Source organism: Sphingomonas sp. LM7, assembly GCF_002002925.1.
In the GTDB taxonomy this organism is placed as follows: Bacteria; Pseudomonadota; Alphaproteobacteria; order Sphingomonadales; family Sphingomonadaceae; genus Sphingomonas.
The window spans coordinates 3930294-3945480 of record NZ_CP019511.1 but is presented as its reverse complement, the minus strand read 5'-3'; the positions used below and the strand labels follow the sequence as shown (position 1 = coordinate 3945480).

Annotated in this window: 11 protein-coding genes; 7 read left to right on the top strand and 4 right to left on the bottom strand. The window is 67.4% G+C overall.

Annotated elements, in window-relative coordinates; translation table 11 throughout:
• Positions 1 to 53 precede the first annotated feature (53 nt).
• Positions 54 to 1685 (bottom strand): alkaline phosphatase family protein, encoded by a 1632-nt coding sequence (locus BXU08_RS18305; RefSeq protein ID WP_077511448.1) that lies wholly within the window; start codon positions 1683 to 1685, stop codon positions 54 to 56.
• Positions 1686 to 1759: 74 nt separating this feature from the next.
• On the opposite strand from BXU08_RS18305, the gene BXU08_RS18300 reads away from it, so the two are divergent.
• From BXU08_RS18300 to BXU08_RS18280, 5 genes are all read left to right on the top strand, one after another.
• Complete coding sequence (locus tag BXU08_RS18300; RefSeq protein WP_077511446.1) at positions 1760 to 3811, top strand: protein-disulfide reductase DsbD; 2052 nt, start codon at positions 1760 to 1762, stop codon at positions 3809 to 3811.
• A gap of 13 nt (positions 3812 to 3824) precedes the next feature.
• Complete coding sequence (locus BXU08_RS18295) at positions 3825 to 4439, top strand: redoxin domain-containing protein (protein ID WP_150125574.1); 615 nt, start codon at positions 3825 to 3827, stop codon at positions 4437 to 4439.
• Between the two features lie 146 nt (positions 4440 to 4585).
• A complete protein-coding gene (locus tag BXU08_RS18290; protein WP_171982572.1) occupies positions 4586 to 6049 on the top strand; it encodes a circularly permuted type 2 ATP-grasp protein in 1464 nt (487 codons plus the stop codon).
• 10 nt (positions 6050 to 6059) lie between these two features.
• Entirely contained in the window at positions 6060 to 6995 is a 936-nt protein-coding gene (locus BXU08_RS18285; protein ID WP_171982621.1) for an alpha-E domain-containing protein, read from the top strand.
• Positions 6992 to 7792 (top strand): transglutaminase family protein, encoded by an 801-nt coding sequence (locus tag BXU08_RS18280; protein ID WP_077511440.1) that lies wholly within the window; start codon positions 6992 to 6994, stop codon positions 7790 to 7792. The genes BXU08_RS18285 and BXU08_RS18280 overlap by 4 nt, the downstream gene beginning before the upstream one ends.
• Before the next feature lie 19 nt (positions 7793 to 7811).
• Here BXU08_RS18280 and BXU08_RS18275 read toward each other — a convergent pair whose 3' ends face one another.
• Together BXU08_RS18275 and BXU08_RS18270 are read right to left on the bottom strand one after the other, a co-directional pair.
• Positions 7812 to 8597 carry an arginyltransferase gene (locus tag BXU08_RS18275; RefSeq protein WP_077511438.1) on the bottom strand — a complete coding sequence of 262 codons (786 nt, stop codon included), beginning with the start codon at positions 8595 to 8597 and terminating at the stop codon, positions 7812 to 7814.
• A 324-nt stretch (positions 8598 to 8921) separates the two neighbouring features.
• Positions 8922 to 10166 (bottom strand): threonine ammonia-lyase, encoded by a 1245-nt coding sequence (locus tag BXU08_RS18270; RefSeq protein ID WP_077511436.1) that lies wholly within the window; start codon positions 10164 to 10166, stop codon positions 8922 to 8924.
• 60 nt (positions 10167 to 10226) lie between these two features.
• Between BXU08_RS18270 and BXU08_RS18265 the strand changes: the two genes are divergently transcribed.
• Positions 10227 to 11888, top strand: coding sequence for an amidohydrolase (locus BXU08_RS18265; protein WP_077511434.1), 1662 nt, complete (start codon positions 10227 to 10229; stop codon positions 11886 to 11888).
• Between the two features lie 2 nt (positions 11889 to 11890).
• On the top strand, positions 11891 to 12574 hold the full coding sequence (locus tag BXU08_RS18260; RefSeq protein WP_077511432.1) for an HPP family protein: 684 nt from the start codon (positions 11891 to 11893) through the stop codon (positions 12572 to 12574).
• A 21-nt stretch (positions 12575 to 12595) separates the two neighbouring features.
• Here BXU08_RS18260 and BXU08_RS18255 read toward each other — a convergent pair whose 3' ends face one another.
• Entirely contained in the window at positions 12596 to 15076 is a 2481-nt protein-coding gene (locus tag BXU08_RS18255) for a hypothetical protein (protein ID WP_077511430.1), read from the bottom strand.
• Between the last annotated feature and the right edge of the window lie 111 nt (positions 15077 to 15187).

The window sequence follows — 15187 nt, the reverse complement described above, 5'->3', positions numbered from 1 at the left end:
GCAACAAGATTGCTGGTTCACCGTAAAAACCGTAAAACTTGGCTCGCCAAATCCTAGTTGCAGGTGCTGCCCGTCCCCGAGTCGAGATCCAGGCACCGCCCGTCGATCTGCACTGGCACCGGCACATGGATCAGTCCGGCCAGGGTCGGTGCGATGTCCACCGTCTCGATCGACAGCGGCTGTTCGAACCCGGTCATGCCCTTGCGCCAGAACAGGATCGGCACGCGGCGGTCATAGTCCCAGAAGCTGCCATGCGTCGCGACATAGCCGGGTCCCGGGCTGGCGATCGGAGTTACCCGCGGCTTGAGCGCGACGACGAGATCGCCCGAACGCGACGGTTCATAGGACTGGCGGGCGCGCTCGAGCAGGCTCCACGTCTCAGGCGGTCCCTTGGGCGCCGGCGTCGCCGCGATCTGGCTGCGCGTAAGCACTGCCTGGACCTGGGGGTGCGCCGAATACAGCCGGATCGCCTCGGCCTGCACCGCGATGCGCTGCGCCTTGGTCAGCTTGGGATCGAAATAGACGTCGCCCGCCGTGCTGCCGACCAGGGTCGGCCCGGCGATCCCCAGCTTCGTTGCAACCTGCTTGCCGATCGCGGTCGCCGACAGCGCCGGATCGACACGCACGGCCATCGGCGCGGCGTGATCGCGGTTGCGCTCGGGCAGGTCATGGCCGCCATGATCGGCGGTCAGCGCCACGGCATAGTCAACGCCGCTCCGGTCGAGCACTGCGAACAGCTTGCCCAGCGCCTGGTCGAGCGCGGCCATCTGCAGGCACATCTCGCTGCCCTCGGTGCCCAGGCCATGGCCGACATAATCGGTCGCCGAAGCGCCGACGATCAGCAGGTCGGTATGCGCGCCCTGCCCCAGCTTCATGTCGGTGGCGAGCCCGGCACCGAGCGCGAGGATCGCCTCGTCGAATTCGGGCGATGCGCGGAAGCCGCGGATGTCGCCAGCGGCGCGCGCGAAGCGTCCGTCACCCACCGACATCGTCGTCGTCACCGGGATCGCGCGGCTGCGTGCCTGGCAGAAGAGCGTCAGCGCCATCGGCTCCTGCGCCTCGGCGATCCGCTCGGTCACCCCGGCGTTGACGCGGGTGACCATCGCCGGCTCGGCGCGCCCGGCATAGGAGACGAAGCTCTTGCCGCCCCACCACCAGAGCTCGTCAACCTTGTGCCCGCCCATCATCACCGCGGCGCGATCCTTGCCGGCGACCGAGACGACGCGGCTCTCGGGGTCGGCAAGCTTCATCCATTCGCCGAGCGTCGGCACCTTCAGATGCTTGTCCGAGACGGTGTATTCTTTCGAATTGCTGCCTGGGACGCTCTCATCCTCGGCGCAATAGACCGTCTTGTCCTCGCGCGGCGCGCTGAAGTCGGTCCAGTCGTTGGCGATGATCCCGGTGCGCGCCGGCCGTGCGCCGGTGAGGATCGTCGAATGCCCCGGGCAGGTCTCGGTCGCGGCGTGGCTCTGATAGCCCGACGGGAATACCGCGCCCGACAGCAGCCGCGCGAAACCCTCGCGGAACTGGCTGCGATATTCGGCGAATAGGTCTGCCGAGAATTGATCGACCGAGATCACCACCAGCAGCTTGGGCGGAGTCTGCGGCGCGGGTGCCGGCGCCTGCTGGGCGGCTGCGGGCGTGGCGGCGAGCAGCGCGAGCGCTGCGATGGGCACGAACTTCATTGCGGAGCAGACTCCAGTCGAGGGATTATACGCCCAGCTATTGTCGATCGGTCGATCCTGAGCAAGGACAGGACATGGTGTGGATTCGTTTCGTGCTGATGTCGCTCGCGACACTGTTTGTAGCGGCCCCTGCGTCGGCGCAGGACAAGGGCCCGCACGTCCGCATCGAGCTGGTCGCCGAGACCGATCGGCCCGCGCCGGGCAGCGAAGTCACCCTCGCCTTCGCCTCGACGCCGCAGAAGGGCTGGCACGCTTATTGGCAGAACCCCGGCGATGCCGGCCTGCCCGCCCGCGCCGAATGGACGCTGCCCGCCGGGGCGAGTGCAGGCCCGCTGCGCTATCCGGTGCCGCATCGGCTGATCATCGGCGGGCTGATGAACTATGTCTACGAGGCGCCGTTCGCCCAGTTCGTCACGCTCAAGCTGCCGCTCGGGGCCCAGCCCGGCACGGCGTTCCCGGTCAAGGTCAAGCTCGACTACCTGGTCTGCACCAACGAAATCTGCGTCCCCGAAAAGGCCGAGCTGGCGACCGCGCTGACGATCGGTGACGGCGCGGTCTCTACAGACCGCCGCGCTCGCTTCGATGCCTGGCGCGCCGCGCTGCCCCGCCCGCTCGGCTCACAGGCAACCTATCAGGTCGATGGCAATATCTTCCGGCTGGGCGTTCCCTTCCCCGCCGCCGCTACGGTCTCGGGCGAAGGCTATTTCTTCCCGGTCACCGATGGTGCGATCGACTATGCCGCGCCCCAGCGCGTAGTGCGTGACGGCGACCGGATCGTCGTCGAAACTCCCGCCAAGCGCAGCCTGCCGGCAATCGAAGGTGTGCTCGCCTTCGGCAGCCAGGGGTTCGCGCTGTCCGCTTCGCCCGGAACCGTTCCGCCGCCTTCCGCATCGGCCCTAGCGACCGCCGCCGCCGCCCCGTCGGAAGGCTGGATCGTCACTGCGCTGCTCGCATTCCTGGGTGCGGTGGTCGGCGGCGTGATCCTCAATATCATGCCCTGCGTCTTTCCGATTCTCAGCCTCAAGGCACTGAGCTTGGTCAAGGCGGGCGACGATAGCGGCAACCCGCGGGGCGAAGCCCTGGCCTATACCGCTGGCGTGGTGCTGACTTGCCTCGCGCTGGGCGGCGCGCTGCTCGCGCTGCGTGCCGGCGGCGCCGCAGTGGGCTGGGCGTTCCAGCTTCAGGACCCGCGGGTAATCCTTTTCCTGCTGCTGCTCGTCACCGGGATCTCGCTCAACCTCGCCGGGCTGTTCGAGCTTCCCACCCCGAGCTTCGTCAACCGCGCATCGTCGCGCGGCCATGGCGGATCGTTCATGACCGGGATGCTGGCGGCGTTCGTCGCGACGCCGTGCACGGGTCCGTTCATGGGCGCGGCACTGGGCGCGGCGCTGATCCTTCCCTGGCCGGCGGCGCTGGCGATCTTCGGCGGACTGGGCCTCGGCATCGCCTTGCCCTTCCTGTTGCTCGGCTTCATCCCCGCGCTTCGCCGGCGACTGCCAAAGCCCGGCGCGTGGATGGCGACGCTGCGCCACATCCTGTCGGTGCCGATGTTCCTGACCGCGCTCGCCCTCGCCTGGGTGCTCGGGCGGCAGGCAGGCGTGGACGGCATGGCGCTTGGCCTCGGCGCCGCACTGACCGCCTCGTTCGGCCTGTGGTGGACCGGCCGACGCCAAGCCCGCGGCGCGGCGCGCGCCTGGCTGCCTGCACTGCCGCTGCTGCTGCTCGCGCTCGCCGCCTTGGCGCTGGTCCGGCCGGCACCTGCCGGCGCCGAACGTCCGGCTATTGCCGGCGCCGAGGCATTCAGCGAGGCCCGGCTCGCGCAGCTCCGCGCCGACGGCCGCCCGGTCTTCGCATATTTCACTGCCGATTGGTGCGTGACCTGCAAGGTCAACGAGAAGGGCACGATCGAGACCGAAGCGGTCACCGAAGCCTTCGCGCAGCACAAGGTGGCGGTGCTCGTCGGCGACTGGACCAATGGCGATCCTGTGCTCGGCCGCTTCATCGAACGGCACAATCGTGCAGGCGTGCCGCTCTATTTGTGGTACAAGCCGGGCAGCGCAGAGCCCGAGGTCCTGCCCCAGGTGCTGACCCAGGCGATGCTGCGAAACCTGTCGAGCGGGGGCTGACGAGGAGATGCACATGCGCAAATTGGTCTGCACTGGAATCGCGCTGGCATGCGTGGCGGCTGTCGCCGTGCCGCTCGCCGCCGAACCCGGCATCGGCGCGGTGGCGCCGCATTTCCGCGCCTTCGACATGGCGGGCAAGATCGTCAATCTCTCCGACTATCGCGGCAAGACCGTGGTGCTCGAATGGAACAACCCCGGCTGCCCCTTCGTGAAGAAGCATTACGAGAGCGGCAACATGCAGAAAACCCAGGCGGCCGCCGTAGCGCAGGGCGCGGTGTGGCTGACGATCAATTCGGGCGCGGCGGGCAAGCAGGGGCATATGAGCGGGCCAGAGGCGCAGAAGTTCGTCGCCGGCCAGAGCGCCCGGCCGAGCGCCTATCTGCTCGATCCGCAGGGACTGATCGGCAAGGGCTATGGCGCGAAGACGACGCCGCAGATCTACATCATCGATGCCAAGGGCAGGCTGACCTATAACGGCGCGATCGACGACAAGCCGACCGCCAACAAGGCCGACATCGCCGGCGCGCGCAACCATGTGCTCGCCGCGCTGGGCGAGATGCGCGCGGGCAAGCCAGTGTCGGTGCCGGAATCGCGGCCCTATGGCTGTTCGGTGAAGTACCCAGACTAAGAAATCTCCGTCACCCTTCCCACCGCTTCGCGGCGGGCCCCTTCCCTCCCCCGATGGGGGGGGAGTCTAAATGACGCCCTCTTGTGCAACGCAACAAAGCGTTGCAGCATGGAACTTGCAGCGATCTGCTGCACTTGGGAGCGTTGATGGCAGCAGGGGCATTCGACGAGATCTGGGGGCATGGCGGGCCTGAGGCGCCGCGGCCCGAATTCGCTGCGCTATCGCAATGGGTGGCGGACACGCCGGCGTCCGAACTGCAGCGCCGCCAGCAATCCGCCGAGGCCGCATTCCGGCAATTGGGCATCACCTTCGCCGTCTATGGCGACAGCGATGCCGCCGAGCGGATCATCCCGTTCGACATCGTGCCGCGCGTTTTCCTCCATCACGAATGGGCGCGGCTGTGCGAGGGGCTGGTGCAGCGCACGCAAGCGCTCAATGCGTTCCTCGAGGATATTTACGGCGAGCGCCGTATCCTCAAGGAAGGGTTGATTCCACCCGAACTCGTTTATCGCAACGAGCAATACCGCCCCGAAGTCGCCGGCATCCGCCCGCCGCACGGGGTGTGGGCGCATATCTGCGGGATCGATCTCGTCCGCGTCGGCCCCGACGAATTCTATGTGCTCGAGGACAATGCCCGAACCCCCTCGGGCGTGTCGTACATGCTCGAAAACCGCGAGGCGATGCTGCGGCTGTGCCCCGAGCTGTTCCGCGATTTCCGCGTCGCGCCAGTGGACAGCTATCCCGACATGCTGCTGGAAACGATGCGGTCTGTGGCGCCGGGCAACAATCCCAAGCCCGTCTGCGTCGTGCTCACGCCCGGCCATTTCAACTCGGCCTATTATGAGCACAGCTTCCTCGCCGATTCGATGGGAATCGAGCTGGTCGAAGCGGCCGATCTGGTGGTCGACGACGACATCGTCTGGGTGCAGACTATCGCCGGTCGCGTGAAGGTCGACGTGATCTATCGCCGCATCGACGACGAGTATCTCGACCCGCTCACCTTCCGCCCCGATTCGATGCTGGGGGTGCCCGGGCTGATCGCTGCCTATCGCGCGGGCAATGTTGCGCTGATCAATGCGCCGGGCAATGGCATCGCCGACGACAAGGCGATCTACAGCTATATGCCCGAGATCGTGAAATTCTATTCGGGCGGCGAAGCCAAGCTGCCCAATGTCGAGACCTTCCGCTGCCGCGAGCCGCAGGCGCTGAAGTACGTGCTCGACAATCTGGAGCAGCTGGTGGTCAAGCTGGTCGACGGATCTGGCGGCTATGGCATGCTCGTCGGGCCGACTGCGACCAAGGCGCAGATTGCCGACTTCCGCGCCGCGCTGATCGCCGAGCCGCATCGCTACATCGCGCAGCCGACGCTGGCGCTGTCAACCGTGCCGACGATGGCCGATTCCGGGCTGGCCCCGCGCCATGTCGATTTCCGCCCCTTCGTCCTGACCGGCAGCGACGGGGTTCATGTCGTGCCCGGCGGGCTGACCCGCGTCGCGCTGCGCGAAGGATCGCTGGTGGTCAATTCCAGCCAGGGCGGCGGGACCAAGGACAGCTTCGTGCTGATGGACGATCGCGGGCCTTCGCAGTCCCAGTCGCAAGGGCAGGGCTAGCCGCATGTTGATGCTCTCCCGCACCGCGGCCGCGCTCTACTGGCTGGGCCGCTATGTCGAGCGTGCCGATTTCATCGCGCGGCTCGTCGAGGCGACCGTGCGGCTCGATGCGCTCTCCGCGCGGCCCGCGGGCGAAGCGGCATGGCAGAGTGCGCTCGCGGTCACTTATACCGACAAGGCCTTCGCCGCGACCGGGCAGAGCTTTACCCAGAGCCATGTCGCGCGTTTCCTGACGCTCGACACCAGCCATCCCGGCTCGATCATCCGCTGCCTCGAAATGGCGCGCCACAACGCCCGCGCGGTGCGCACCGCGCTCACCCGCGAGGCATGGACCGCGATCAACCGCGCCTGGTGGCTGTTCCAGAATCGGGCATCGACCGGGGGCGCCACCCAGACGCTCAACCTGGTCGAGCAGGTCAAGGGCGAGACCCGCGGCTTCGAGGGTTCGATCCACCGGATGATGCGCAACGAAGCGACCTGGCTGATCCAGCTTGGCGCCGCGATCGAGCGCGCCGACAACACCGCACGGCTGGTCGACGTCAAATATCATCTGCTCCTGCCTGAGGACGAAGCGGTGGGCGGCGTCGTCGATCGCGACCAATGGACGACGATCCTGCAGACCGTCTCGGCGGTGACTGCCTATCGCTGGCTGTACAGCGACGGGCTGCAGCCCGCCAACGTCATCGACCTGTTGATCAGCCGCTTCGAGCTGCCGCGTAGCCTCGCAGCCTGCGTCGAGGAAGCCGTCCAGCTGCTCAGCCAGCTCGCCAAGCGCACCGGCCTGCAGGGCGAGGCCGATCGTATGGCGCGCGCGCGCATGGCGCGGATGCAGAAGACGCGAACATCCGAAGTCATCGTCAGCGGCCTCCACGAATATCTCGAAGCATTTATCCGCGAGAACGCGATGCTCGACGCAGCCATCGCCCGGCAGTTCAGGTTCATATGAGAATCGCAGTCGAACATCGCACCCGCTATCGCTTCTCGAAGCCGCAGGCGCGGCTCGTGCAGATGCTGCGCCTGACGCCGTGCGACACGCGCGACCAGACGGTGGTAAGCTGGATGATCGGCGTCGATTGCGATGCCCGGATGCGTGATACCACCGACGGCTTCGGAAACGCCGTGACGATGCTCTATGCCGAGGGACCGATCGAGGCGATCGACATCACCGTCACCGGCGAAGTCCTGACCGGCGACGCCGACGGCCTTGTATACGGGTCGAGCGAGCCGCTGCCGCCGATCCTGTACCTGCGGAACACCGCCCGCACGACGCCCGGCGACGAGCTCCCGAGCTTCGCCGCCAACAGCATCGCCGGCAGCAGCGACATTCTCGACCGGATGCACCGGCTGAACGCCGCGCTCCACGCGCGCTTTCCCTGCGTGCCCGATGCCGCCGATACCGGCGTCACTGCGGCCGAGGCGTTCCTGCGCGGCAAGGCCACGTCGCGCGACGTGGCGCAGATGTTCATCACCGCCGCGCGCGCCCTCGACGTGCCGGCACGCTATGTCTCGGGCTATCACCGTGACGGCGACACCGCGCAATCGGCGCCGCACGCCTGGGCCGAAGCGCATGTCGAAGGGCTGGGCTGGGTCGCCTTCGATCCGACGACGGGGCTATCGCCGGACGATGGCTATATCCGAGTCGCAGTGGGCCTGGATGCGCTCGGCGCGGCGTCGATCGCCGGCACTCGGATCGGGCCCGGCGACGAGAAGCTCGACGTCGCGCTGCACGTAAGCGAGGAATAGAGCCGCTCCGAGGAGCGGCTCAGGCCAGTTCGGACACCCGCGCCGGGACCGGCATCGAGACTGCCATGTCCTCGTCGGTGAGCAGCGACCAGCCATTGGGGCCGAGCACTTCGATCGGGCGATAGCGCGTCTTGTACGCCATCCGCTCGCTGCCCTTCACCCAATAGCCCAGATACACATATGGCAGGCTCGCCGCGCGCGCGCGCATGATGTGGTCCATGATAATGAAGTTGCCGAGACCCGGTCGCTCTTCGCTATCCGCCTCGAAGAAACTGTAGATCATCGACAGGCCGTCGGCCTGCTGATCGGTGATGCACGCGCCGACCAGCCGGCCGCGCACGCCATCGACCGAAGGCTCGCGATATTCGATGACATAAGAACTGACCGGCGACTGCTCGACCATGTCGGCATAGTCGTTCTCGTCCATCGCTGCCATGCCGCCGCCCGGATGGCGCGACTTCAGATAGCGGTGGAGCAGTTCGAACTGCTCCTCGGTCGCCCAGGGCTTGCACGCGGTGACTTCGAGATCGGAATTACGCTTGAGCAGCTTGCGCTGGCTGGAATTGGGCTTGAACTCGTCGGCGACCACGCGGACCGAAACGCAGGCCGTGCAGCCCGCGCAGCTCGGGCGATAGGCGACCGACTGGCTGCGGCGAAAGCCGATCCGGCCGAGTGCGTCGTTGAGCTCGCCGGCGTGCTGGCCGGTCAGCTCGGTGAAGATCTTCCGCTCCTGCCGCCCCGGCAGATAGGGGCAAGGCGACGGGCTGGTCACGAAGAACCGCGGGAAACGGGAGAGTGCAGTCACCGTTCAAGCCTTTGCATCGGCCCGCTACCACCGGACCTGTTGCAAGGACTATGAAGCGGGAAACCGATGATGAAAAGCCGCTTTACCAAGAAAGAGAGTTAACGATTAGGGATTGGAGCAAGCGAAGGAAACCAAGGGCTTGCGCCGTTCCGCCCTGGCACGCCCGCAGCGAACGTTAACCATGCTGCGTTGCCCAGCATAGCTCGCCAGCACGCGCGGACCGTGCCGCGAAAATCAGTATATCGGTGTTGAAATCGCGCGTGAATCCCGCCGCGACTCGTCTTGCCGCGTCATAGATTCACTTCGTCACAGGTTAGCGGGCGCTCAGGCCAGTTCGACCTGGCTCACTTCATATTGCGCGCGGCGCAGCGCCGTCATCAGCCGGTCGAGATGGTCGCGGTCGCGCGTCTCGCATTCGATGTCAGTGATCAGGCCCTTGGCCGGCAGCGTCGTGAACACGCGCTGGTGATACACTTCGATGATGTTGACGCCCTGTTCGTGGAAGATGCGCGCGACGTGGAACAACGCCCCCGGGCGGTCCTGCAGCCGGATGCGCAGCCGCGCCAGCCGTCCCGAACGGGCGAGGTCGCGCAGCAGAACGTTGGCGAGCAGGCGCGTATCGATATTGCCACCGCACAGGATCGTGCCGACCGTCTTGCCGCGGAACCTCCCAGGTTCGGCCATCAGCGCCGCAAGTCCCGCGGCGCCAGCGCCCTCGACCACGGTTTTCTCGATCTGGAGCAGCAGGCTGACGGCCTCTTCCAGCCGGCGCTCGCTGACCAGGACGATGTCGTCGACCAGCGCCTCGACCATCTTCGACGTGATCCCGCCGGGCTCCTTGACGGCAATACCCTCGGCCAGCGTATCGCCCGCGCACGGCATCGCGGTGCCATGGATGCGGTTGTACATCGACGGATACAACTCGGCCTCGACGCCGACCACGTCGAGCATACGGCCTTCGGACTTGGCGACCACGGCGCTGCCCGAGATCAACCCGCCGCCGCCGATCGGAATGACCAGCGTGTCGATCTGCGGCACATCCTCGAGCATCTCGAGCGCCGCGGTGCCCTGCCCTGCAATCACGCGCGGATCGTCGAACGGGTGGACGAAGGTGAAGCCGCGCTCGGCTTCCAGCTCGCGCGAATGCGCGTAAGCGGCGTCGAAGGTCTCGCCATGGAGGATGACGTTGGCGCCATGGCCTTCGGTCTGGGTGATCTTCACCGTGGGCGTGTTGAGCGGCATCACGATCGTGCTGGGGATGCCGAGCCGCGTCGCGTGATAGGCGAGCCCCTGCGCATGATTGCCGGCCGACGCCGCGATCACGCCCTTGGCGCGCGCGGCATCGTCGAGCTGGAGCAGGGTGTTGAGCGCCCCGCGCTCCTTGTACGCCGCCGTGAACTGCAGGTTCTCGAACTTGAGATAGACCGTCGCGCCGGTCAGATCCGACAGCGTCTTACTCACCAGCGTCGGCGTCCGCACGACCGAGCCCATAATCCGCGAGGCAGCCGTGCGGACGTCTTCGATCGATACGGGAAGCGGCGCGTTCGCCGATGCTGCTTTGGTAGCCATGATGTGGCCGGCCTAGACCATCTGGCGCGGCGGGGGAACAGGCCCTATGCGCAATCGCCTATGCCAAAGCTGCACCTGCTCGCGCGCCTGCTGGCCCCGTTCCTCGCTCTGGCCGCGCCCGTCGCCGCCCGCGCCGACGCCCTGATCGACAACGTCAACGGAATGACGCTCGACGAGAAGGGACAGGTGGTCCGCTTCACCGGCCTGATGATGAACCGCGACGGCAAGATCACCTATGTGCTCAAGACCGGCGAGCGGCGCCCCAAAAAGGTCGATTGGAAGATCGACATGGGCGGCAAGACGATGGTGCCGGGCATGATCGACGGCCATGGCCATGTCATCGGCCTGGGCGCACAGCTCCTCCGCCTCGATCTCTCCGAAACCAATTCGCTCGACGAGGCACTGGCGAAGATCCGCAGCTATGCCGCGGCCAACCCGACCAAATGGATTCTCGGCGGCGGCTGGAATCAGGAGCGCTGGAAGCTCGGCCGCTTTCCCACTGCCGCAGAGCTCGACGCGGCAGTCGGCGACCGTCCGGTCTGGCTCGAGCGAGTCGATGGCCATGCCGGCTGGGCCAATAGCCGCGCGATATCTGCCGGCAACATTACCGCCGCGACCAAGGACCCCAATGGCGGCCGCATCGAGCGCGCCGCCGGGGGCAAGCCAGCGGGCGTGCTGGTGGACGCTGCGATGGACTTCGTAACCAAAGCGATCCCCGTCCCTACCCCGCGCGAACAGAATGCGGCCTTCCTCGCCGCGCAGGAGCGGCTGCTTTCGCTCGGCATCACCGCCGCGGCGGACATGGGCACGACGCAGCAGGACTGGCTGACTTATCGCCGGATGGGCGACCTCGGCCTGCTTAAAGTTCGTATCCTGAGCTATGCCAGCGGCGTCGATACCGCGCTGGCGGTCGCCGGCCAGGGCCCGACGCCATGGCTCTATGCCGACAAGCTGCGAATGGGCGGTATCAAGCTGTACGACGATGGCGCGCTTGGTTCGCGCGGCGCATGGCTCAAGGCCGACTATGCCGACGCGCCGGGCAACAAGGGTCTGCCCTTCCTCACCGACGACCAATTGCTCAACAACATGATCCGCGGCTCGATGGACGGCTTCCAGATTGCCGTCCACGCGATCGGCGACCGCGGCAACCAGCAGGTGCTCGACGCGATAGAAGTGCTGTCCGACACCTATAAGGGCGATCGCCGCTGGCGCATCGAGCATGCCCAGATCGTCGATCCCAAGGACCTGCCGCGCTTCGGCAAGTTCGGCACGATCGCGTCGATGCAGCCCGTGCACCAGACCAGCGACATGCACATGGCCGAAGCACGGCTGGGCGAAGCGCGGCTGGACGGCGCCTATGCCTGGCGCTCGATGCTGCAGAACGGTTCGCGGATCGCCTTCGGGTCGGACTTCCCGGTCGAGAGCCCCGATCCCTGGGCCGGCTGGGCCGTCAGCTTCACGCGGCAGGATGCGAATGGCCAGCCGTTTGGCGGGTGGCGCGCGCAAGAGGCAGTGACGCGCGAACAGGGCTGGGCCGGCTTCACCACCGGCGCAGCCTATGCCGGTTTTGCCGAGGACAAGATCGGGAGGATCGCGGTAGGCATGCGCGCCGACTTCCTGATCCTCGACCGCGATCCGCTGCTCGCCTCGCCCGGCGACCTGCGCGCCACCAAGGTGATCGAGACCTGGGTCGGCGGCGACCGGGCCTGGCAGCGCAAATAGGCATGCGCCTTCTGGACCGGCGTTTCGCGCTGCTCCTGGCAGGCGCGAACTGGCGCGAACGCAGCATCGCCGGTGCCGGTGCGGTGATCGGCATCGGTCTGTGCGCGGCGATCTCTACGCTGGTGATGCCCAGCCACGGCCTGCTGCTCGCGGCGCCGCTCGGCGCGTCGGCGGTGCTGCTGTTCGCGGTGCCCTCCAGCCCCCTCGCCCAGCCATGGCCGATCGTCGGCGGCAACGTCGTCGCGGCGCTGGTTGGCTTGGTGGTCGCGCATTTGCTCGGACATGGTGCGCTTGCCGCGGGTGTCGCGGTCGGCACGGCGATCCTGGCGATGTCGGTGCTGCGCTGCCTCCATCCCCCGGGCGGCGGCACCGTGCTGCTGCCGGTGCTGGCCCCCGCAGTGCTCGCGCAGGGCTATGGCTTCGCGCTGCTGCCGATCGGGCTCAACGCCATCGCGCTGACGGCGATCGGCATCGCCTTCCATCGCATCTCGGGCCACAGCTACCCGCACCGGCCGATGAAGATCGCCGATCGCCCGCGCCTGCTGATGGTAGACATCGACGCGGCATTGGAGGAATCGGGCGAGACCTTCGACGTCAGCCGCGAGGATCTCGAAGCCCTGCTCGACCGCGCCGAACGCCATGCCGAAGCACGCCGCCTGGCGACGGGACGGCGGCCGCGCACCTGAGGCGCACGACCGCCCAACCGCTTACCAGCCGAAGGTCATGCCGACCCGGCCGCCAGCCGACCCCTTGACCGTCGAGCCCGCAAACCCGCCGCTGACCCAGACATGGTCGCTGACCTTGGCAACCGCGGCGCCCGAATAGCCCTGCTCGCCGCGATAGGTGGACAAGTTGAACGACACTGCGACGTTCATGTCGCCGGGGATCGTCGTGCCGCCCAGCGCCATCGCCGCGGCGATGCCGCCATTGGCGCGGCGCATCCCAGTGTCGATCCGCCCCTCGGCCAGCGTCATGCGGTTCCCAAGCGTGCTGAGCTCGGTCAGGTCGACCACCGTCGTCGCTAGGTTGCCCGCGGCGTCACTGGTGACCAGGCTGAGCGCGCCTTGCTGCGCCGCGCGGCTCGCCGCTGAGTTGATCCCCGACATGGTATAGGTCGAACCGGTCGAACCCAGCGACACCTGTCCCGCGCGCGTGGCAACCGCGCCCTGGCCGATCGCGACGCTGCCCGCCGCGCCGGCATTGGCGCCATCGCCCATCGCTACCGCCGAGGCCCCGTTGGCGGTGCTCTGGTTACCCAGTGCGACTGCGCCCTGCCCGGTAGCGGTGTTGTTGCGGCCCATCGCGACTGCGCCCTGGCCGGTGGCAGTATTGGGATCGCCGATCGCCACCGCGCCGTTGCCGCTGGCGGCGTTGCCTGCGCCGATCGAAACCGATTGGCCCGCAACCGCGCGCGCGCCATCGCCGATCGCCACCGAAGATGGACCCGACGCCACCGAATTGGCGCCCATCGCGATCGACTGGGTGCCCGTCGCCTGCGGTCCCGGACCGGTCATGTTCGCGCGGAAATAGGCGCCGTTGGCGGATGCGGTGTTGGCGGCCGAGAGCGCAGTGTCGGCAGTGCCCTGCGCAGTCGCGGCGTTTGCGAGCGCGGTGTTGGCCGAGCCTTGCGCCGTTGCTGCATTGGCGACCGCCGTGTTTGCGGTCCCCTGCGCGCCAGTGGCGGCGAGTAGCGCCTGATCGGCAGTAGCGCCGCCGGCAGTCGCCGCCGCCAGGGCATTGTTCGCAGTCGACTGCGCGGTCGCGGCATTGGCGAGCGCAGTGTTGGCAGTCGCCCCAACGGCATTGAGCTGGGCGAGGTTGACCGCATCGGTCGCCACCGTGCCCGCAGCGACATTGGTGACTTGGCGCTCGGCGCCCACCGCGCCGACCGACACGCTATTCGCACGGTCCGCCACCGAACCGCTGCCCAACGCCACGGCATCGTTGACCGAAACCGACGCGCCGGTGCCGAGTGCAACGCTGTTCGCTCCCGCTGCCAACGCGTTCGCGCCGGCTGCGAAGCTGCGTGCGCCCGAAGCGGTGGTCACCACGTCACCGGGGGCACTGCCCTGGCTGCCGATCGCGACCGACTGGATGCCCGATGCCGTAGCGCTCAGGCCCAGCGCAACCGAACGCCCGCCCGTCGCCGCCGAAGTGAAGCCCAACGCAACGTCATATTGGTTGGCGCTGTAGGCGGCGAGGCCCACTGCGAGGCTGCCGAATGCATTGGCATTCGAGATATTGCCGAATGCAGTGCCCGATTGTGCGGCACGCGATCCCGCGCCGACCGTGGTCGAATTGAAGCCCAGCGCCTGTGCGGCGCTGCCCAGCGCGACCGAGTCGATATCCGCAGCGCTCGAATTGGCGCCCAGCGCGAGCGAATTGGCGCCGGCGCTGACCGCGCCGAAGCCCAATGCGACCGACGAGTCACCGGTCGATTGTGCCTGCGTGCCTAGCGCAGTGCTGTAGTCCGCACTCGCAGTCGCCGCGAGGCCGAATGCCGATGCGTTGTCTCCGGTGGCCGACGAAATGAAACCCACCGACAGCGACTGGTCGCCTGCTTCCGAGGCATAGCCGATGGCGATCGAGCCATAGTTGGTGCCCGCTGCGTTACGCCCCATGACGATGCTGTCGCCCAGGATCGAGGCGGCCCCGTCTCCCATCACGATCGAGAAGGCGCCGGTCGCATTGGCGCCGCGTCCGATCGCGACGGCCGACGTGTCATTGGCGACGGTGGACGCCCCGATGGTGATCGATTGATTGCCGAATGCCTGCGCAACAAGGCCGAGAGAAAGAGATTCGGTGCCAGCGGCACGTGCGCCGAAGCCCAATGCAGTCGAGCTCGAACCCGTCGCTTCGGCAACCGCGCCGATCGCCACGGATGTGCCCGAGGTCGCATCCGCCGAGTAGCCGATCGCCACCGAACCGAACACCGCGGTGTTGCCAGGCCCTTGCGTAGTGGACTGATTGCCGATCGCGACGTTCGAATCGCCGTTGACGGTGGCGTTTCCGCAAATGGCATTGTCGTCCGATCCGGGCTGGAGCGTGCCGACGGGATTGTTGCCGGCATCGCGGCACTGGACGTTCTGAGCCTGTGCCTCGCCGGTGGCGAGCACCAGCGCGATCGCGCCCATCGAGACAGTGGCAAATCCGCGAATTGCGGCACGGGTGTTGCGGTTGGCGGTCATGATATTTCCCCTCTTCGTTGCTCTACGACGGTGCGGGAAATGGCCGGGCGGCGGACGCCGGGGCGCCCCTGCACGGCATGTCGAAGGCCGCTAGCGGCCGCCGCCCATCCC